This window comes from Candidatus Nitrotoga sp. M5, from assembly GCF_927904885.1.
In the GTDB taxonomy this organism is placed as follows: Bacteria; Pseudomonadota; Gammaproteobacteria; order Burkholderiales; family Gallionellaceae; genus Nitrotoga.
This window is the reverse complement of sequence record NZ_CAKMNW010000027.1, coordinates 37512-59690: the sequence shown is the minus strand read 5'-3', so window position 1 is coordinate 59690 and position 22179 is coordinate 37512. Positions and strand designations below refer to the sequence as shown.

Sequence of the window (22179 nt, the reverse complement as noted above, 5' to 3'; positions counted from 1 at the left end):
CAGTCACTTCGATCAAATCGGGTAACTGTCAGATGATGTCGCGATTACTACAGCTAAGTAAACGTAGCCTGGGCTAATGTAGGTTGGCGTTGAGCTTGCGCAGCCCAACATCACAAGCAACCATGTGTTTTTATCGCATTTTTTATGGGACGCACAGCTGACAGTGCAATAATGCATCCCAAAAGCATCGGTCATTTGCTATATCGTATAACCACCGGTCTCATAGGCCGTCTCCATGTTGTATCGCAAGACTTGGTTCCGTTGCCTCCTGATGAAAACAGCGACTTTGCGACAACCACTTCGGCGTATTGATAAAATTCAGTTTCAGTCACTTCCGGACTTGCCTTTATAATCCCACCCTGTTCCAGTTTAGTGGGAGTTCAACCATGCGTATTATCGGTATTTTGCTGCTATCAGCATTCCTGCTACAAGGCTGCGGGACCAAGGGGGATCTATTTTTGCCGCCGCCAGAACCCTCAACCCAGTTTTTTCCTGATCAAAATTAAAGAGCCATGACCGATTATTTCAAATACCAGAGTACCCAGCTTTATGCCGAACAAGTCTCCCTGCCTGATATCGCACAGCAATTTGGTACGCCGTGCTATGTTTACTCTCACAGTGCGATAACTGATCGCTATCGCCAGTTTGCTGAGGCACTCAAAGAGCGCGAGCATCTGATCTGCTTCGCGGTAAAGGCCAATCCAAATATCGCTATCCTGAATCTGTTAGCCAAGTTAGGATCCGGCTTTGACATAGTTTCCGGCGGCGAATTACAGCGTGTGCTGGCGGCTGGGGGCGCGGCGAATAAAGTGGTGTTTTCTGGTGTGGGCAAAACAGTGGCAGAAATGCAACTGGCCTTGGAAGCGGGCATTCTGTGCTTCAACGTAGAGTCGGAAGCAGAACTTACACGCTTGAATGAAGTAGCAGGACAAATCAACAAGGTGGCATCGGTAAGTCTGCGCGTGAATCCAGACGTGGATGCCAAGACGCACCCCTATATTTCCACCGGCTTGAAACAAAACAAGTTTGGCATCGCCTATACAGAAGCGCTGGCGTTATACCGCAAGGCGAGCGGGCTGCCGCATCTGCGAGTGGTAGGCATGGATTGCCACATTGGTTCGCAATTGACCGAACTTAGTCCATTTATCGAAGCGACAGAAAAAATGCTGGTATTGGTAAACACGCTGGCAAGTGAAGGGATCCATCTTGAGCATCTCGATCTGGGCGGTGGGCTAGGCATCCGTTATATGGATGAAACGCCGCCTGCTATTGCCGATTATGCCAATGCGTTACTCAGTGCTCTGCGGGGACGTAGCGAAAAGATCATTATTGAGCCGGGACGGGTGCTGCTTGGTAATGCTGGTGTACTGTTGACTAAAGTTGAGTATCTCAAACATGGCGAAGAAAAAAACTTCGCCATTGTCGATGCGGCCATGAACGATCTGATGCGTCCCGCCTTGTACGACGCCTATCATCATATTCAGCCTGTGCAGCTAAGTGATACGCCAGTGCAGCAATATGAAGTGGTGGGGCCGGTATGCGAAACCGGCGATTTCCTTGGCAATGCCCGTAAATTGGCTATCTCGCAAGGAGATCTGGTTGCGGTGATGTCGGCTGGCGCTTATGGCATGAGCATGAGTTCAAACTACAACACACGCCCACGTGCTGCCGAAGTGATGGTGGCTGGTGAAGTTGTACAGCTTATCCGAGAGCGCGAAACGGTTCCGCAGTTGTTTGCCGGTGAAAAACTTTTTGGTTAGGCATACAAAAGTTATAGTGCATCATCAATTTTTCCTGTTGACGTGAAGGCCGCACAGAAAAATATCAGTCGTCGAAGGGAATAGATTGACAAATGGAACATGTTGCTTGGAAAAAACTAGTCTAAATTTTTAGCACAGATTCAGCAGAGACTGTAAAGTCACGTATTTATAAGGATGCAAATATGAAATCGAGATTTGCCACTTTAGTGATTTGTTCATTTATTTGCGTTCCAGCTTTCGCTGCTCCAGCTCTATGGTATCAATGGAATAGCAAATCAAATGACGGACGATATTGCGCACAAACTTCTCCGGGCAATGGTTGGGAGCGGGGGAGTGGTCCTTACAAAGATGCTCATTGTGAGATTCCTGTGGTCGTCATAAAAAAAGTTTTTATTCCCAAGCCAAATAGTAAGTCACATCTTGCGCAATGACGGTTTGCAACTGTAAAATTTCTTCAGTACAAAATAATTTTTTTTCATAAATTAACGCTACGTCAAGCCTTCTATCATCACCTCCGCGCAAACATTTGTGTGGGGATATACAAGAGCAGATTCGAAATCATTGGCACGTTCACTGAACATTACAACCAAGCTGGAATGCGTCTGCATTTTCATCTTTCGCACTCGGATGGTCTCAAAACACCCGGCAAAATTAAGGGCGCCTCTAAAATTTCAATTTTTTGAGCAGCCGCTTCGCAGCTTGCCAGCTTACCCCGTTGCCAGGCAAGACAAGTTGCGAGCAAAAAATTGAATACAACATATGTTTGATATGCAAGTGATAATTTTTTTCGAGTCACGCGATATTGTGACGAAGATTAAATTTTTAGAGGTGCCCGTAAGAGTATGGTCAAGGTGAACATACTGCGACAACCTCGCTTCATATTGCCTGTAACAAGCCTAGTTGCTTTATGATGCGCGCACAATCGACAATGAACTAAGGGTATGAACATGGAAATTACCACTATGCAAGCTATTGGGGCAGGACTTTTTGCCTTGGCGTTGCTGCATACATTTGCTGCAAAATCATTTGAACGTCTCGCTCACCGTTACCCTAAACATGGAGGCATGTTCCATCTATTGGGTGAAGTTGAGGTGGTTTTCGGATTTTGGGCTTTCGTTCTGATTGTCGTGATGGCGCTGGTGTCAGGTGGGTCGGAAGCAATTGCTTACGCTGAATCACGCCATTATACCGAGCCTTTGTTCGTATTTGTCGTAATGGTGATAGCCGCTTCACGTCCAGTATTGGAGGTCGCCAGATTCTTATTGATGCAAGTGGCACGCCTGACGCCGGTGCGTACCAGCCTTGCGTTAGCTTGGCTAGGTTTGGCTGCTGTGCCGTTGATGGGTTCACTTATTACTGAACCCGCTGCCATGACACTTGCCGCATTGATGCTGGCACCACAGATTTTCCGGCAAGGAATTCCAGAATGGCTTAAATATGGCGCACTGGGCGTACTTTTTGTTAATGTTTCAATTGGAGGCACACTCACGTCTTACGCTGCACCACCGGTGCTCATGGTTGCTTCGGCATGGAATTGGGATACTGCGTTTATGGTATCAACCTTTGGCTGGAAGGCATGCATTTCTGTGTTGATCAATGCGACGGGAATCACATTTTTGTTGCGCTCGCATATTCACGAAAAGCGCCCATCCGTAATTGATACTTCCGAGCCCCAGGTTCCATTGCTGGTCAGCGTAATCCACTTGACGTTTTTGGCCGCTGTAGTCACCTTGGCTCATCATCCTGTGCTTTTTTTGGGGATATTCCTGTTATTTCTTGGTTATACGCAAGCATATAAGGATTTTCAAAGCCCGTTGATTCTCAAGGAGGGGTTGCTGGTCGGTTTTTTTCTGGCTGGATTAGTCGTATTGGGCGGTATGCAGCAATGGTGGCTGCAACCCATCGTTTCTAATCTCGGCCCGACGGCCTTATTCTTTGGCGCCCTCGGACTGACCGCTATTACAGACAATGCAGCACTCACTTATCTGGGTTCGTTGATAGTAGGCATGTCAGATGAGGAAAAATATATGCTGGTTGCAGGTGCTGTGGCTGGGGGTGGCTTGACCGTGATTGCTAATGCGCCGAATCCGGCTGGTGTGGCACTACTCAGGCGTGGTTTTAACGATGAAGCAATAGGTGCTGTCGGTTTGTTGCTGGGCGCGTTGCCGCCGACTGCTGTTGCAGCGTTATTTTTTCTGATATAAAAATTTATTTTGCTTGAAAACGCTGGCGCAAGCTTTGCCAGAATCCAAGCTGACGATATATCTGGAAAAAGGATGTTCCCCTTTATTTGCAAGCGTTGCTGTTATGTGCAGCAACGCTTAGTCAGTAATCATTCTCGAAGGCGTTCCATCCCCCAATTGGAAGCTCGAACCCGATAAATCCAGAACACCTATAAAATCCAAGTTTGCGAGCAGTCGCTTCGCAGCTTGCCTGCTTTCCCCTTTGCGTCACTATACTGCATTGCTCGAAAAATTTTTCGCTTACATATAAACCATATGCCGCGCTTTAGTTTGGTACTTTCGCTTGGAAAGAGTGCAGCTCAAGTTCAATAATTTATCGCAGTATCAATCGTTAATTTCTTTTTTATCCGCTTCACCAGAATACTTGAAAGCCCAAACTACAATCAGTGGACCTATGGTTTCAAGTATGGCAACGGCCCCAAATACTAATGCCGATACTGTAGCTATCTCTTGTGGGAATAGTTGATTTGTAGTTTGAACCAAGCCGATTGCGAGACCAGCCATTGGCATCAACAACAGCCCTGTTGAAACTGCTGATCGAGTCGGCATCTTGTATGATTTAGCGGCAACAAATACGCCTAACCATTTGGATATCCCTCTGGCAAAAATCAATGCGATCGCAATGGGAGCATATTTAACGAGTTCATCGATATGCAAATTTGCGCCAGCAAAAACAAAAAGGACAATGAAAAAAAGCTCGAAAGATTCACCAAACTCAATTTTGGAAATAACATTTTCATGCTCAATGTTGCGAACAATAATACCCAGTGCGAGTGGCGCAAACAAAATGGATAGCACTAGTGCATTTGCCAAACCCAAGGCAAGCATGGTGGCACCTACGACTAATGCAAGACGATATTGCTTTGCTTGTTTTGTGACGAGGATTAAATAGTGCAGCCCATAGGCAATAATGACTGCCAGCAGTAAAGAGCCAAGAAGTCGATATAGAGGCTCGAACACAATCACCAGCCATGAAGCATCTGCTTCCATATGTGCAACAGGTAATAAGGCTGAAAACACTAGAAAAGACATGACATTATTCAAGGCCACCAATGAACTGGCGGAATCTGTCACAGGCCCCTTGGCGCCAAGCTCATGTCCTACGTGAATCAGTACTGCTGGAGATGACGAAGTACAGATGGCAGCAACAATGGCAGCAGTTAAAGCTGAAACATCGAAATATCGTAAAACAAAATAAACAGCCAGTAACGTTGCAATCGTCTCCAAAATCGTGGCCAGGAGTAGATAATGGTTTTTAAAGACTGCTTTGATATCGAGTGACAATCCTAATCTATAGAGAATCAGGCCAAGTGCAATATCAATAATAACGCGAGCCGAAGATAATGCATCTGCATTTAATAAGTCCATCCCACTTGGCCCTGCGATGTAACCTAAAAGCATGAAGCCAGTAATGCTGGGTAGCCAACGTATCGTATGGGCCAGATATCCTCCCATAGCGCCAGCGACCAGCAAAATGCTGAAAGAGGTCATCGAATTAAATTCAATAGGCCATGTTGGTAAGAAATCCATTTAAATCCTATCTGACATTAGGGCGCCTCTACAAATTAAAATATCTAAGCAAGACAAGGCATGAGTAAAAAAACTTGAGCTCGACATATTGTTTATATGTAAGCGACGATTTTTTTGAGTAACGCAGTATCGTGACGAAATGAGGTTAGCAGATAAGCCGCATAGCGGCTGCTCGCAAAATTGAATTATTGGTGGTGTCCTTTATTTAATATTTAGAAGCTTGCAAAGTTTAAGCATTAAGCCACAGTAGCGGATGTCAGGCCTTACATTTAACATCCGTTGAGTAGTGTGTAAGGCCTTATGGCTTCTGTCACAACCAATAGTTATTGATGTACTTCTCGCCCTTGTCGCAGAAAAATGTGACGATATGTTCGATTTTGTGCCGATCGCGTAATTTTCGAGCAGCGATCAGGTGCGCGCCAGATGATGGCCCGACGAATATTCCATGCTCACGCGCCAGTCGGCGCATCTCCTGCACAGCTTCTGCTGATTCGACCGAGACGACTTCGTCGAGCAAGTCACGGTGGCGTTCAATAATACCGGGCACAAACCCGTCGGCAATTCCTTCGATCAGGTGCTTACCGATCTCGCCACAGAGTATCGTGCATGACTCACCAGGTTCTAGCGCGACAACTTTGCATGCCTTATTAACAGCCTTGAATGCCTGGCCTACACCGATAATGGTGCCACCGGTACCAACGCCACCGACAACTGCATCAGGGATTACGCCATCAGGGAGTTGTTCCAGAATTTCTTGCGCTAACCACTCGCGGTTCTCATCTACGTTCCATTCGTTATCGAATTGTTGTGGGGCAAAATAACCGGGTAGATTCCCCATTTTTTTAACTTCGGCCAGCGCATTGGTGACATGAAAATCCCCGATCATGTGAACCTCGGCACCATAAGCACGGGAGATCGCGGTGCGTTCACGACTCAATCCATTGGGCATTAACACCAGCATCTTGTAGCCTTTGACAGCGGCCACCATGCTCATTGCGTTACCGGTATTGCCGCTGCTCGCTTCCACGATAGTGTCGCCTGGTTTCAGCAAACCTTCGCTTTCAGCGCGCTCTATCATGTATTTTGCAATACGTGCCTTGATGGAGCCGGATGGGTTAAGAAATTCCAGCTTGACCCAGATTCCGTCAATCTGAATTAGTGGTGTCGAACCGATAGCATCTAGAATAGTTTGCATGATGGAGTTAGCTCAAAAAAGTTGGGAAAAAAATGAAAGCTCTTCATTCTCGCGCAGGCGGGAATTCAGCTAATAAACAAGTTTTGTTAACGCAGAAATAATGGGACAAGTTACTTACTTAATAATAAATTTACAGGCGTATTCTACTTCATATCGTTAATTCGATATCCTTACTTAATGGCTGATTTATCAAACAGGTGACATGCCAAATTGAGCCTTAAGATTAAAGTCTAAAGTAGTCAGCAATCGCATTTAATTGGTGACCACCCAGATGTTGACATCAAGTGCTTTTTAAACATTCAAGTTTTAAAGCGAAGCCAGGAAAGCGTAAAAAATAGATTGCGGTATATGGTTGATATGCATGATCTAATTGTTTAATGAGACGCCATGAAGTGACGAATATTGAAGTTTTAGAGGCGCCCTAAAGTCACTTGATAGCATCAGAATAACCCCTGCAAATTTGCTAAAACATGTTAGCCCAGACCCGAACGCCTTGCATGATCATATCTACGGCCACCGTTCCCACATATAGTGCCATAATGCGCCCAGCAACCCCTATATACGTTGTGATCAGAGGTTCGTTGCGCGGACGAACGTAATCATGCAATGCCTTGAGCAGAAGCATGATCAATACTGAAGTAAATACTGCGATCAGTATGATGGCGCTGGCATATATTGCCTCATGTCTTTTGCCAATAATTACACTGGCGCCAATGGTTCCAGGCCCGATCAAAACGGGCATTGCAATTGCACCTGCAAGGCCTTTTGAGCCGCCTCTTAATATTTCAATCGCTGTCGGACCCCGAAATACGAACTGCAGTCCTATCAACAGGAAAACCACCCCTCCAAATATTTGAAAGGATGCAAATTCTGCTTGTACAATACCTGAAAAAATGAAGTCACCCACAATAGCAAAGCAGCAAAATACTGCACTCGCTATCATGGCACCTTGAATCAGCGTTTTTGCGAACTGCTTCTTCTCTAATGTTTCGAGCATATCAACTAGATATACAATGACTAAAAATGGGTTGAGTAATACAAACATTAGAACTGCTGATTTGAATAAATCCATTGCATTGATTCCACACTGAAAATTATTTACGCTGCCTTAGAAGGCAGGACTCTTAAAATACTAAAAAGATAATAATGGGTCAAATGACTTTATTAAGTATAAAATTATTGACATATTCTACTTCATTCTTCCATTAGATATCCTGGCTTGATTGCTTTCTTGCTTAACAGGTGCATGGCTAACTGAGCCTGAATGCTCAGGCCTAAAACAGTTAGCAATTGCATTGAATCGAAGATCACCCAGGTGATGACATCAGGGAAATTTTAAAACATCAACGTTTGTAAGTAAGGCAGGCATGAATAAAAAATTTTGGCGCGGCATTTGGTTGAGATGTAAGTGATAATTTTTTAAAGTGATGCAGTATTGTGACGAAGAGGAGTAAGCAGGCAAGCCGCGAAGCGGCTGCTCACAAAATTGAATTTTTAGAGGTGCCCTATAAATAAGATCAGCGCAAGCTGATCAATACGGCCACACCCAGTCACGTTCTTCTGGTTTGTCGATGCCATGTTCATGTGCATAACGGCGACAATCAATCTGCATATCGCGCAGACTTTCTTTGACGTGAGCACCTGCTACTTGTAAGTGCGGCACCCGGTTGATAACATCAATAGCAAGGCTAAACCGATCGATCTCATTTTCGATCGCAAGATCCAGCGGTGTATTGATATTGCCGCGCTCTTTGTAACCACGTACATGCAGGTTGTTATGATTGGTGCGACGATATGTCATGCGATGGATCAACCATGGGTAACCGTGGAAGTTAAAAATGATGGGTTTGTTGATGGTGAACAGGCTGTCAAAATCGCGGTCGGACAGGCCATGCGGATGTTCACTTTCCGAGGTCATGCGAAACAGATCCACTACGTTAATAAAACGAACCTTGAGATCAGGAAAATGCTGTCGCAGCAAAGCCGTGGCAGCTAGCGCTTCTTTTGTCGGGATGTCACCGCAGCCGACCATCACCGCGTCCGGCTCGAAACCCTCATCATTGCTTGCCCACTTCCATATCCCCAGCCCTTTAGTGCAGTGTTTAATAGCTGCATTTTTATCCAGGTACTGGATATGCATCTGTTTGTCGCAGACGATGACGTTAATGTCATTGTGACTGCGCAGGCAATGGTCGGCCGTGGCCAGCAGACAGTTGACATCCGGCGGCAGGTAAATGCGTGTAACCTTCGGGCTCTTGTTAATCACGACATCCAGAAAACCTGGGTCCTGATGGGTAAATCCGTTGTGATCCTGACGCCAGACGGTGGAAGTAATGAGTAGATTAATCGAGGCGATGGGTGCACGCCAAGGCAACTCCTCGCAGATGGCCAGCCATTTGGCATGTTGGTTGTACATCGAATCGATAACATGCACGAAGGCCTCATAAGTGGCGAAGAAACCATGACGACCGGTAAGCACATAACCTTCGTACCAGCCTTCCAAGGTATGTTCTGAGAGCATCTCTAGTACACGACCATTGGGGCTGAGTTCGCCACCATCGTCGTCTTCGGGAAGATAGTCTGCCAACCATAATTTCTTGCTCACTTCGTAAACTGCGTCCAGTTTGTTGGAGGTGTTTTCATCAGGACCGAAAACCCGAAAATTTTCCATGTTCTGGAGCATAACATCTCGCAGCATGGCCCCCAGTGGTTTGGTGTTCATGGCGCTGCTCTTACCAGGTTTGGCGACATCAATTGTATATTCGCGAAAATCCGGCATGCGTAAATCACGCCGCAACAAACCGCCGTTGGCATGCGGGTTGGCGCCCATGCGGCGCACTCCTTTGGGCGCTAGCGCTTTCAATTCGGGTATCAGACGGCCCTGCGCATCAAACAGCTCTTCTGGCCGGTAACTGCGTAACCAGCTTTCAAGTTGCTGCATATGTTCAGGGTTGCCGTGCAGGCCGGACAATGGTACCTGGTGCGCGCGCCAGTAACCTTCGACCTTGTGGCCATCCACTTCCTTCGGCCCGGTCCAGCCTTTGGGCGTGCGTAAAACAATCATCGGCCAATGTGCGCGAGTAACTGCACCGCCATTGCGCGCCTGTGCCTGAATCTCGCGAATCTGTTGTATACAGCGCTCCATTGTGGCGGCCATCTTCTGATGCATGATGTTCGGGTCGTCGCCTTCGACGAAGTAAGGTGTCCAGCCATAACCCCGAAACAGGCTCTCCAACTCGTCATGTGGGACTCGCGCCAGAATACTCGGATTATTAATTTTGTAGCCGTTCAGATGAAGAATCGGCAGCACCGCACCGTCACGCACCGGATGCAAAAACTTGCTGGAATGCCAGGATGTGGCCAACGGACCGGTCTCAGCCTCGCCATCTCCAACAGCCACGGTAACAATAAGATCTGGATTGTCAAATGCTGCTCCGAAGGCGTGCGATACACTGTAACCTAGCTCGCCACCTTCATGGATTGAGCCAGGCATTTCCGGCGTACAATGACTGCCGATGCCACCGGGAAAGGAAAACTGCTTGAAGAACCGTCGCATGCCCTCCTCATCCTCGCTCATGTCCGGATAGACCTCAGAATAAGCGCCTTCCAGATACACCGGCGCCAGCACTCCGGGCGCACCATGACCAGGGCCAGCAAGGAAAATAGCATTCAGATCATATTTGTTGATCAGCCGGTTCATGTGTACATACATAAACGACAGTCCGGGGCTTGCACCCCAGTGGCCGAGCAGGCGATTTTTGATGTGCTCAAATTCTAGCGGCTTGCGCAGTAATGGGTTCGCCTGCAGATAAATCATGCAAGCGGCAAGATAGTTACAGGCGCGCCAGTAGGCATCGGTATTCTGTAACTCATCGGCACTCAGGGGCGCATCATTGACTGTAATTTTGTCTGCTCTCTTTGTCATTTTTTGTTCCTCGCATTTCGAATGCAGTGTTAACGTCATTTGCGCCGGGTTATCGACTGCGCCATAGCATAGGCATGCTTTGCGATAACAAGTTCCTCATCGGCAGGAATGACCCTGACGGATACGAGGCTATCCTGTCGGCTTATCTGTGATTTGCCAGCAGCGTTTGCAGACGAATCAATCTGCACTCCAAGCCAGCTTAGTGGCTGACAGATCTGCTCGCGAATAATGTTCGAATGTTCACCGATGCCACCGGTAAACACAAGCATATCCAGCCCGCCTGCAGCAGCAGCCAGTGAACCAATTTCGCGCACCACACGATAGACAAACAGATCAACAGCTTCCGCTGAATGCGGATCGTTACTGGCTAAAAGTTCACGCATATCGCCACTAACACCTGACATGCCGAGCAATCCAGATTTGTTATGCAATAGATCGGAGACAATGTCTGGCGTCCAACCCTTTTCATTCATGAGATAAAGCAACACGCCTGGATCAATGCTACCGCATCGTGTTGACATGGGTAATCCATCCAGTGGCGTGAATGTCATAGTGGTCGCCACACTCCTGCGACCGATCATGGCACACAGGCTTGCCCCGTGACCAAGATGAGCAACAATCACACGATCTTCGGTACCTGACTTCTGATCGTTCGGCAGAACACTGGCTATATGTTCATACGAAAGTCCATGAAAACCATAAGGGCGCACACCCTCTGCTGTCAGTGTGCGTGGGAGTGCGAAGCTCTGTGCCACGGCTGGCATGCTGCGATGAAAAGCCGTGTCGAAGCAAGCGACCTGCAGCACTTCGGCATCGATTCGACTGAATGCTTTGATGGCGGCTATGTTATGCGGCTGATGCAGCGGCGCCAGCGGCACCAGTGCCTCCAGCATTTCTAATACCTTGGCATCGATGCTGACAGGTGTGGAAAAAATTGTCCCGCCGTGGACCACTCGATGGCCAACCGCAATAAAATTCAGGTGAGTTGCGTGTTCTTGAAACCATGCCAGCAATGCTTGCAATGCAGCTTCGTGATCAGCCACCAAAAGTTCTGTATCCACCAGCTTTTCGTCAGTATCGTGGTGGATACGAGTTACCTCAAAGTGTGCATGGCGTCCGATGTTAGCGATCTGGCCGCGATAGCCAGGCGTCAACGTATCGTCTCCCACACCAGTAGCAAAAATACCAAACTTTATACTGGAGGAGCCGGCGTTAAGTACAAGGATCACGTTATTCATTTGACTCTTTAAGTTTCGCCATACAGCTTGCTGGTGGCATTTTCTGAGGCTTTGGTATAGGACCAGTATCTGGTCATCACTTGCATCTGTTAGTTGTTTAGTGTCGCGTGCATTATGAGTAGTTACAGCCGTCTGGCAGTTATATCTCTGCGCTTGCACCTGCCTGAAGCCAAGAGATTATAGTCCTCTAGTGCTTAAAAAGTGGCCCAATCCAGCACAATTCGACTGCTGGCATAGCAACCCATAATCCTTCTCGAAATTCTAATCCTCAGCAGTTGGTTTACCCACCAGATATAGCCAGATAAAACCGGCAATTCCTGCCAGCAGAGAAGCGGCCAGAATGCCCGTTTTTGCCATCAATAATAAATCTTCATGGTCTTTAAAACCGAGCTGGGCAACAAAAATAGACATGGTGAAACCGATTCCAGCCAGCAGCGAGACACCTGCAATCTGGGTAAACCGTGTGTCTTTCGGCAATGCCGCAATATTTAACTTCAGCATTAACCAGCACACGCCAGTGATACCAATAAATTTGCCCAGTACCAGCCCTAAGGTAACGCCTAACAGAACAGGGTGACTAAATGTTTCACTTAGTGATCCAAACTTCATCGGAATACCTGCATTCACCAGCGCAAAAATCGGGATTACCAGATATGCCACCGGCATGTGCCAGACATGCTCCAGCCGTTGTAGCGGCGCTTCTACGCGACGCAAATCATGTCCCAGGGTTTGTACTACCGATCGCAGCTTGTCATTGTTCATAATGCTTTTACCCGGCTCGTGGTTAGCATCGAAACGTTGCAAAAGATCTCTCGCATGATTGCTAAATAATTCAGGCTTGTACTTGGGTATGGCAGGCACCGATAGTGCTCCCAGAATACCTGCCAACGTAGCATGTACACCAGATTGCATCAGTGCATACCAGAGGAACACTGCAACGATGAGATATGGCAAAGTTTTGCGAATACCCCCCATGTTAAACGCCAGTAATAAAGCAAATAGACCGCCAGCAATCAACAACCATACTATTGAAATAGTCTCGGTGTAGAAAACGGCAATCACCATCACTGCACCCAGGTCATCGACAATTGCCAACGCTACCAGAAAAGTTATCAACGCATTCGGTACTCGACCTGCCAGTAATGCCAACGCACCTATGGCAAATGCAATATCTGTAGCCATTGGTATGCCCCAGCCACGCGCAGCGTCACCGTCGGGATTAATCGCGAAATAGATTAAAGCCGGCACGACCATGCCGCCAATGGCAGCACCGATTGGCAATATTGCATTGCGAATTTTTGCCAGCTCACCGACCAGTATCTCACGCTTTAGCTCCAAACCAACGACGAAGAAAAACAGCGCCATCAGGCCATCATTAATCCAGTGATGCAGACTCATTTCCAGTTTCCAGTCGCCGGCTTTGAAACTGACATAGGTATGAATCAGATGCTCATATGCAACGGCTAGTGGTCCGTTAGCCAGTAACAAAGCGATTACCGCCATCCCCATAAGTAACATGCCGCTGGTGGTCTGACGATGAATGAACTCTTCAAAAGGCGTGAGAATTTTATTGAAGGATTTTTCCCATGGCGCGTTAAAAACTCCTTCTCTATGAATATTTTCTGATGTATTTTCTTGTTTGCTCATAGATGTAACCTTACTATATTTAAGATGATGGTTGCGTTTACGAAACAGCCATTCTCGCCTTGTTTTCGTGATGGTGACCGCAGCCGGATGAGAAATTTTTTGTTTTATGGTAATAGCATAGAATTGTTCGTGCATTTCTTCGGTCTGACCAAAAACAATCACGCCTTATTATTTTTCAATTTCTCTAGCTGTTGACGTTTATGTAATTAAACATCTGTTCCTGTCTGACCAAATGTTTTCATTAGCAGACTGTCATCAAACTCATTAACTATACGCGGGTGCACATGTGATTTGTCAAACATTTATTGAGCTGGCTATGCACCGCTGTGACCTCATCTGGCATTAGCATTAAGGCCGCGTTAAGGAGTTACGGAAAGTTTCCAATTAACTTTTCAGCGCTGTAGACGTAGCCCATAACTCACACCGAATTCACTTGGTTGATGGTTGTCGCCATTGATATTCATATCCGATAGTACAAAGCTATTGGCAATGACTAAATCTATTTGTGCAAGGCTAACTCAGAGGCTAGGAAACAATCAAAATTTCTTAGGCAACATCTTGTTCAGCGTATTTTTAAATAGAACTACTGTCAGCAAAGTTAGCATCAGATTCAGGTTGCAATACTTCGTTAAATAAATGGATTTATAGCGCTAGCTCAAGTTGATTGTCCTCATGTTGATTCCTTGATTCTCACTTTTCAGGCATTGCGGACGCACCTGTGTCTATATTCTATATATTGAGGTAACAGTTTTACCATGCGTAAAAAGCTGTGTGCCAGCGCGAGGCACTTGACCTCTGCTCTGTCCCGCACCAGCAAAAACTCCGAAATGCGATTAAGTGCTTTCGCGGCACGTTTTAGTTTGATGTCACCTACTCATCTATGCAGTCACGTTGTCTGAGAGTAGCACTTCAAGTTCTTCAGTGTGAGAAAAACAGAAGTCAGACAGCGTGAGGTAGTTTATTTGCACTTTGCCCCATATCCTGCAATATTTGGTAGTCCTGTGCTGTAATTGAGTTAACGCGGGTAATCCTGGGAACAGCCTCTGGAAACGCCGGTTTGGTATCGGTAGATATTGGTTGAGTTAATGCCTCACTACAATGCGTGAGAAGGGTGTTGAAATGACAGGGGTGAGATGCTGCTTGATTTTTCACAGGCTATCAGAAGATCCGGGGTGGAGCACTGTTTTTCCAGCATTGTCTCAATCTGATCCGACGATACTGGTGGACTGATTAAATAGCCTTGCACCTGATCGCATTGGAGCGATTTCAGAAATTGCGCCTGCTCTTCTGTTTCAATCCCTTCTGCAACTACCTTCAGATTTAACGAATGAGCTAGCAATATTATGGCTGAGACTATGGCTCTGTTTTCCAAGCTGTTCTCAATGCCGACGATAAAGGCGCGGTCAATTTTCAGTATGTCAACCGGCAGCTTCGCGACGTAGGCGAGTGACGAGTATCCAGTTCCGAAATCGTCAATTGAAATGACTATGTTCATACGCCTCAATGCTGCAAGTTTCATGATATTCCGGTCAATATCCTCCATAATCAGGCTTTCGGTGATTTCCAGGTCGAGTCCATGCGCATTCATGTGATCTGCACCAATGGCCTGCTGTACAACGGTAACAAAGTCTTTGTGCCTGAGCTGAAGGGGAGAAACATTGACGGCAATGTGCGGGGGCTGCAGTCCTGCAGTTTGCCATCGACGGTAGTCCTCCAGACTTTTTCTAATGACCCATTCCCCGACGTCGAGTATTAACCCAGTTTCCTCCAGCAGTGGGATGAATTCTGACGGTGGCACCATGCCTTTTTCAGGATCGTTCCATCGAATCAATCCTTCCAGCCCGCATATACGGCCGGTCATGAGATCAACCTTCGGCTGGTAATAGAGTTCAAACTGCTTTTCTTCCAGAGCCTTGCCAAGTTTGTTTTCAAGGAACAGTTTTCCGGCAACTCGGTCGTTCATCTGGGGCGTATAGAATAAATACCGTTCTCCTGACGCCGTCGCTTTCTTGAGTGCCGCTTCCGCATTGATTAACAGAGTATCTGCATCGCCTCCATCGTTCGGAAAAAGCGCAATGCCTGACCGGATGGATATGCGCAGATCGGTTCCATCCACTGTGAAAGGCTGGTGGAAAAGCGGGATAATTGTTCGTTCAAGAAGATGTAAGGATTCCGACTCATTTTTCGTGTCTACGAGCAAAATAGTAAAGCTGTCAGGACCAGTACGTGCCAGCAGATGGGGCTCCACAACTGCGGATTTCAGACGCTCCGCAGCCAACTTAAGCAGGCAGTCACCAGCCTGGCGCCCTAGCGTATCATTTACATTACGGAAGCGCTCCAACTCAATGTATATGACCACCAGGATTTCGCGATCTTTTTTAGCGCTGCTCACATGCTGATTCGCGCGGTCGAAAAAAAGCGTGCGGTTGGGAAGTTCTGTCAATGCATCGTAATAGGCCAGATAGTCAAGTTTCTCTTCCTTGGCGAAGTAGTTAAGCGCAAAGGAAACATCCCCGGCCAGCTCGTTCAGGAGTCGCATCTCCTCGTCCGTAAAGTAGTCAGGGACTGCCGAGTAAAACGCGATTAATCCCGCCGACTGATTTGCTACCTGCAACGGCAATAACACCATAGAACCGTAACCACGCGACAGGGCTTCCTTCTTGTACTTAACTCTAGGATCCGACTTAATATCGTTGACAATGACTGGCTTTCCGCTGAGCAATGCCAGTTTGCCGACACCATCACCATCAGGCAAGTGGTGTGCGTCACGTTCCACCGCTTCCAGATATCCGTCGTTATGACCCATCCAGTACTCAGCACTGGTGCAGAATGTGTCCGGTTGAACGAGACCAATCCAAACCATCATGAATTGGCCATGGTCCACGGCGATATGGCAGACCTCTTTGAATAATTGCGGACAGTCGTGGATGCGCATAAGCGCGGAATTTATACCACTCAATACTTTCTGAATGCGCGAAAGCCTGGCGAGCTGCTCAAACGAGCGGCTCGCGCGCAGCATGTATCGTACGCGATGGCCCAAGATTGGCCAGTTGATTGGTTTCTGGATGAAATCCGTGGCACCGGATTGATAGGCGTGATCGATGGACTCCACATCGTTGAGTCCTGTCATCATAAGTATCGGGACATGCAATCCCGCCGGCATAGCGCGCAATTCACTGCACACGGCGAATCCGTCCTTGCCCGGCATCTGGACATCGAGCAGAACAATGTCGGGCGTGTCGTCACTGAATGCTGTCAACCCGGACTCCCCGCACGCGGCCTCAATGACCCGCAAACCATTCTGCTCGAGAACCGCACACGCCAACAGACGCATGGACTCGTCGTCGTCAATTACCAGCGCCAGGGGTGCACGCACGGAAAGGCTCTTCTTCTTCATGTCGGGTTGGATTGCATTGGAAGCACAAGTGCCAACTTGGTGTATTCGTCTTGGATTAACACAAATTTCGCCCTCGCCTCTTCGTAATTACCGTCGCGTGAGTATTGTTCTATCTCTTCGCACAAACTGGTCATCCTGAACGCGCCCAGATTGGCACTGTTCGACTTGCAAGTGTGCGCTGCTCGGCGCATCGCGGCACAATCACATCGCGCTACTGCGTCCCGCATGGCATCTAGGAGTTTGGGTGTATTTTCCAGGTACAGCGTGATTACTTTGTTCAAAATATTAGGAGCCCCTGACCGCTGCAGGGCACGTATCCTGTCCAATGCTTTGAAATCAAGCAGCCTACGGTCAGTGCTCGGAGTGTCGGGTAAAGATGACAGAGCTGTCGTCCGAGTGGGTGATGGCTGATCTTTACTCACGATCAGCCAGCGCTGTAATACCGCGTTCAGTTGCTCCTGAGTGAATGGCTTGGCTAGGTAATCATCCATCCCCGCGGCCAGACATCGTTCGCGGTTGCCAATCACGGCATCGGCTGTGAGGGCGATAATAGGAACGCGGCGCGCACTTGAGGTCGCAGCGGTGGAAGACATGGCAGTCAATGCTTCTTGTCGGCGAATCTCTATAGTAGCAGCAAAACCGTCCATTTCTGGCATCTGGCAGTCCATGAAGATCAAGTCGAAGGCATCATTTGAAATATGGCTGGAAAATGCCGCCACAGCTTTCCGCCCATCGTCTGCGACTTCTACCTGACTGCATAAATCATGCAGCATGGCTATCGCGACTTCTTGATTAATCGAACTGTCCTCAACCAGAAGGACTTTCGCATTCAAGCGAGAGTAGCTACGTTTTGCAAGATTGAAAGCGGCGATTTCTTCGGTATTTTTGGGCCTGCTCGTCAATTTGGTGATGTAATCGAAAAGCTGTGTTTGAGACACCGGCTTGTTCAATACGTCAGCGAGGTTTAGCTCGCTCGCGATTGCATCAGAGACTTCGTGTTTCATGGAGATCAATAGCACGAGCTTTAACGAAGCATTTTTTGGTGAATTGCGAATGCGCTTGGCAAGTTCTAGGCCGGACAAGCCTGGCATGTTTGAATCCAGAATCGCGAATTCGTATGGTTCGCTTGCGTCTAGCATTGTCAGTACTTCGATGCCGTTGGCCGCGATATCGATGTTTATTCCTCGTGCGCCGAGCTGCCGACAGAGGGTTTCGCAATTCTTTGCATTGTCGTTTATGATCAAACCACGCGCGCCATCCAGGATAGACGGAACCCTTATTGAATGGGATGTTGCTTCCGATGATGGTGAGCATTTTTCAAGACATGCAGTAAACCAGAAGGTCGAGCCCTTGCCCACTTCACTTTCGAGTCCGATCTCGCCACCTAACATCTCCGTAAGCTGCTTGGAAATGGTGAGCCCCAATCCTGTGCCGCCATACTTACGAGTGGTGCTGATATCCGCTTGGGAAAAAACTTCGAAGATTCGAGCTTGCGCATTCATTGCGATACCAACCCCAGAATCGCTGACCTCAAAACGCAATAAGGCTGAGTCGGCCTGGTTTTCAATGATTTGGACCCGAATCACAATTTCGCCGGTCTCAGTAAACTTGATGGCGTTGCCGATCAGATTGGTGAGTATCTGCCGAAGTCGCAAGGGATCGCCGATGAATGTCTTGGGCACACCGAGTGCAAACTGATAGTGAATCTCAAGTTTCTTGGCTTGGGCTGGTTCGGCAAACAGTCGCATCATTTCGTCGACTAAGTCGCATAGGTTGAACTCGACGTGTTCAAGTTCCAGTTTGCCAGACTCGATCTTGGAAAAATCAAGAATGTCATTGATAAGCTTGAGTAGTGTCTCGCCGGAGCGATGCACAATTTCCGCATAGCGTCGCTGCGGACCGATTAATTTGGTGCTCAACAACATTTCGGCCATCCCCAGCACGCCGTTCATCGGCGTGCGAATCTCATGGCTCATCCTGGCTAAGAACGCGGATTTGGCAACATTTGCCGCTTCGGCGGCTTCTTTGGCGGCAATGAGTTCCTGTTCATTGCGCTTGCGCGCGTCAGACGCAAGCCTTGCTTCATTCTCCCGCTTGGCCGTCTGCGCGAGCTTCCAGCTCACGCGGCCCAAGGCAGCTATAAAAAGTATTAGCAGTACGCTTATGATCGTCGCACGCCAGACGAACGTCCCTGCAACTGCGTTGGATGCCGCCAACTGTTCTTGCTCAGAAACGCCCACGACCAAGGTGAAAGGAAATGCATACATTTGCCTGATGCCGGTAAAACGGACCACACCGTCCCATGTATTTTTGATTGTATGCGAAACCACGGCGTCCTGAGTTGTCCCGGTTGCAAGTATCCCGGCGTTTTTAAACTTGTCGCTGAAAAATAATGTGTCGCCCGTGCGGCGAACTCTAAACACGCCATCCTCCGTTCCTACAAGTCCCAGCAATCCATAATCACCGAGCTTGTTTTTTTCGTAACCGCTGACGAAATAGGCTGCATCCGTTGTCAGCGTTACGATACCTGCGAGGCTTCCATCAGCCGCAATCATGCCGCGACTGAATTCCATTTTCCACTCGCTATTCTTTGAGTATTGCTTGGCATGGCTGATCCACAAATCAGGTGATGTGAGATGATATGAATAGCTTTCAGCTGAGTCAGCTGTCATTACGCCGGCACGGGTGCTCGCGATTGATTTCCCGCTTGAGTCCGTAATGCTGATCGCGAATAGCAGGTCCGGCGGCAGCAAGCCCTTTTGTTTCAATGTTGACAGTACCTTCGGGTCGCCGGTTGACTCGTAAGCGTATTTCACCACTTGCAAAGTTCGATCGATTTCGTGCAAGTTGCGTAGCATCTGCGCTTCATATGTATCTACAAGCTCAATCGTTGAAGCCTTTACGCTGTGCTCGGCGTTCGTCCGCTCGACCTTGATCAGGTTAATTGTGGTCCCCCAAATAACGGCAAGGCAAATAGCTGCAATCACAGGAAACAGGACTTCAGGCTTCGTTAGGTGATCGAGCCAGTGGGGCGTGGCGCCGGATTTAATGCGCGGTAGTTTTGGCGAAACCATTATGTTCTTCCGGCTTCGTCAGTTAGGTTGAGTAATGCCATAAAAATATTTTTTTCTCCTGTCGAAAGGGCAGTAACAGAAGTTGGACTCGGTGCAAGGATAGTGTCGTGGAGCCATGACTAATTTTGGTGACCATTTATATTTTCCAACTAATTTTTGGTTTGAATTATGAGCAGCAGCCCTGTTGTTATAGGGGGAACAATACAGTGACACTCTTGTCGATCTGACTTCTGTCAATGTAGCAGATGACGTTTGGATTTTCTGCAACCAGTTGCTTCGCTTTCTCAGCCGTAGCCACCTCTCGCGGCGGTTGGCCTCTGCCGGTAAAAATGAGCTTTGACCAATGGCTTTTTATTTGCGCCTGGGATTTGCCGATTAGATTGGTGTAGAACTCGTTGCGCAACGGAGAATCCTCGGCGAGATCGCACGGTATTGCCTTTGTGCCGTCGGGGAAGCGGGCAGACCGTCCCAGAAAAATGTCTGTCAATTGGTATGCTGTCAGGGAAGTAACCGAGCTTTTGGCTGAAACCACGGCCACCACATCCGCGGATGCTGCGTTGGTAATGGCGCTGGTAATTAGGTAGAGTGCCAATGCGGTCGCGCACATTTTCAGTTTGATTGGCATGCGTCTTACATTGTTCAAAATATGAAATCCAAAGCGATGCTGATTGCGTTGACTTTGCCGCCAGGTTGGAAGTTCGGCTGGATGTTACTTAACCTTCCGCTCGACATCGAATCTAGAATCATATAGTCATACTGCACCTTGAGCGCGGTGTTTTTAATAAAGTCCCAGCGCACACCAGCAACTAAGCTTTTTTGCCCGAATGCCCCGGCGGTCAGAGTTCTATTAATCCCGCTATTGAATGCCGCCGCGGTTGCGGCGAGGGATGGAATCGCCGCCAATGCGGCAGTCGATATTCCTGTTTCTGATTGTTTATCGGGGCGCAACTGAGCCACTGTCATGTAGGGAGTGAATTTACCAATTCGGTAACCCGCTGTGGCATGCCATGCTGTAGAGCTTGCCAGGAAAGAAGCCCCATTTAGAACAGCCCACTCTGCCATGAGCAGCCACTCATCACGGTCATAGCTTGCGCCGAATGAAATAAATGAAAGCGGCTCATTGTGGAAGCGGTATTTGTTCGCTAGATTGAGCGCCTGCTTACCTTCTGTTGCGAAACCCGGAATCGCCGAGACTGTATTGCCGAATTGCGTTAAGCCGTCAAGAAGCGCATCAGTCTCCGGCGTATGCAGATCGATGCGCCCCCATGAATAGGACGCGCGTAGAGCTATTGGCCCGTAATTTAACGTATTCGCCAGAGTGACATAGTTTTTAGCCTTGACGGTTCCGGAATCCGGCAACTTCGGGTTAGCCGCCCCGTAGGAGAAATGCACCGAATTGGTCGCTTCACCAACGCCGAATCGGTAATTTACGTCGATACCGTCTTTGTTGGTAATCGGCACGAGCCCGTATACCTCACGTGGTGGGCGAATCCACAGATTGGCATAGCCCACCAAACGTGTGTCTGACACCATAAACGGCGTCGCTACGGTGCGGCCGAGGCGGATGTCGAAATCAGGCGTGAACTGATACTTCAGATTGGCCCATTCGACGCGAGGTTTGTAGGTATTGTTATACTGATGCTGGGAAACAAGTTGAAAGACGGCGGAAAATTTGTCGCTGAACTGCGCGTCGGCTTGCACGCCTAATTTTGTGTCCACGCCTGGTGCCCAATTACGTGTATAACCGGCTCCATTTGGTTCGAAGAATCCGCTCGTAAAATCGGCATTTTTTTCACTTGAGTGAACGAGGCCGAGCGTCCCGAATCCGCGCAGTGCAAAAGTAGGTTTCGTCACATCATCGGCAGCACTCGCGAAGGGAGCAGCGGCGCCGGAGACGATGATCGCAGCGATGGCGGCATTCCATACCGCACTTAATATGTTGCTATGTTTCAAAATTTGTCCAATACATCATCAAGCACCTCCATGTGTTTGGACTTATAACGGAGGCATGACAGGATACTTGAGGGACAGTTGAATTAGAAAGAACCCCATGTGCTTTGGATTTCGGTTGCAATGCCCACAGAAAATTTTCACCAGCGTCTCCGGGCAATCTGTCAAGTTATCATTGCAAGTCTTTTTCAGGCTTGGTGCATCTATCAAGCAAACAGAA

13 protein-coding genes are annotated in these 22179 nt (G+C 48.0%); 3 read left to right on the top strand and 10 right to left on the bottom strand.

The window, feature by feature from the left end:
* The first annotated feature begins 386 nt into the window (after positions 1-386).
* The 3 genes from lptM to MJ770_RS08050 all read left to right on the top strand — a co-directional run bounded on the left by lptM (position 387) and on the right by MJ770_RS08050 (position 3964).
* The gene (gene lptM / locus MJ770_RS15635; RefSeq protein ID WP_445083136.1) at positions 387-506 is read left to right on the top strand and encodes an LPS translocon maturation chaperone LptM; all 120 of its coding nucleotides are present in this window, start codon (positions 387-389) and stop codon (positions 504-506) included.
* Positions 507-512: 6 nt separating this feature from the next.
* A complete protein-coding gene (gene lysA / locus MJ770_RS08055; RefSeq protein ID WP_239251096.1) occupies positions 513-1760 on the top strand; it encodes a diaminopimelate decarboxylase in 1248 nt (415 codons plus the stop codon).
* Between the two features lie 947 nt (positions 1761-2707).
* Complete coding sequence (locus MJ770_RS08050; RefSeq protein WP_239251095.1) at positions 2708-3964, top strand: putative Na+/H+ antiporter; 1257 nt, start codon at positions 2708-2710, stop codon at positions 3962-3964.
* Positions 3965-4327: 363 nt separating this feature from the next.
* On the opposite strand, the gene MJ770_RS08045 is transcribed toward MJ770_RS08050, so the two are convergent.
* From MJ770_RS08045 to MJ770_RS08000, 10 genes are all read right to left on the bottom strand, one after another.
* Entirely contained in the window at positions 4328-5533 is a 1206-nt protein-coding gene (locus MJ770_RS08045) for a cation:proton antiporter (RefSeq protein ID WP_239251094.1), read from the bottom strand.
* A 310-nt stretch (positions 5534-5843) separates the two neighbouring features.
* A complete protein-coding gene (locus MJ770_RS08040; RefSeq protein ID WP_239251093.1) occupies positions 5844-6728 on the bottom strand; it encodes a PLP-dependent cysteine synthase family protein in 885 nt (294 codons plus the stop codon).
* 463 nt (positions 6729-7191) lie between these two features.
* On the bottom strand, positions 7192-7800 hold the full coding sequence (locus MJ770_RS08035; protein WP_239251092.1) for a MarC family protein: 609 nt from the start codon (positions 7798-7800) through the stop codon (positions 7192-7194).
* 459 nt (positions 7801-8259) lie between these two features.
* Complete coding sequence (locus MJ770_RS08030; RefSeq protein ID WP_239251091.1) at positions 8260-10653, bottom strand: phosphoketolase family protein; 2394 nt, start codon at positions 10651-10653, stop codon at positions 8260-8262.
* A gap of 35 nt (positions 10654-10688) precedes the next feature.
* Entirely contained in the window at positions 10689-11891 is a 1203-nt protein-coding gene (locus MJ770_RS08025) for an acetate/propionate family kinase (protein WP_239251090.1), read from the bottom strand.
* Between the two features lie 261 nt (positions 11892-12152).
* A complete protein-coding gene (nhaA, locus tag MJ770_RS08020; protein ID WP_239251089.1) occupies positions 12153-13538 on the bottom strand; it encodes a Na+/H+ antiporter NhaA in 1386 nt (461 codons plus the stop codon).
* Between the two features lie 1093 nt (positions 13539-14631).
* Positions 14632-16914 carry an EAL domain-containing protein gene (locus MJ770_RS08015; RefSeq protein WP_239251088.1) on the bottom strand — a complete coding sequence of 761 codons (2283 nt, stop codon included), beginning with the start codon at positions 16912-16914 and terminating at the stop codon, positions 14632-14634.
* A gap of 17 nt (positions 16915-16931) precedes the next feature.
* Complete coding sequence (locus MJ770_RS08010) at positions 16932-20009, bottom strand: response regulator (protein WP_239251087.1); 3078 nt, start codon at positions 20007-20009, stop codon at positions 16932-16934.
* Between the two features lie 187 nt (positions 20010-20196).
* Positions 20197-20634, bottom strand: coding sequence for a phosphate ABC transporter substrate-binding protein (locus MJ770_RS08005; protein WP_239251086.1), 438 nt, complete (start codon positions 20632-20634; stop codon positions 20197-20199).
* Positions 20635-20648: 14 nt separating this feature from the next.
* On the bottom strand, positions 20649-21962 hold the full coding sequence (locus MJ770_RS08000) for a hypothetical protein (protein WP_239251085.1): 1314 nt from the start codon (positions 21960-21962) through the stop codon (positions 20649-20651).
* Positions 21963-22179 lie beyond the last annotated feature (217 nt).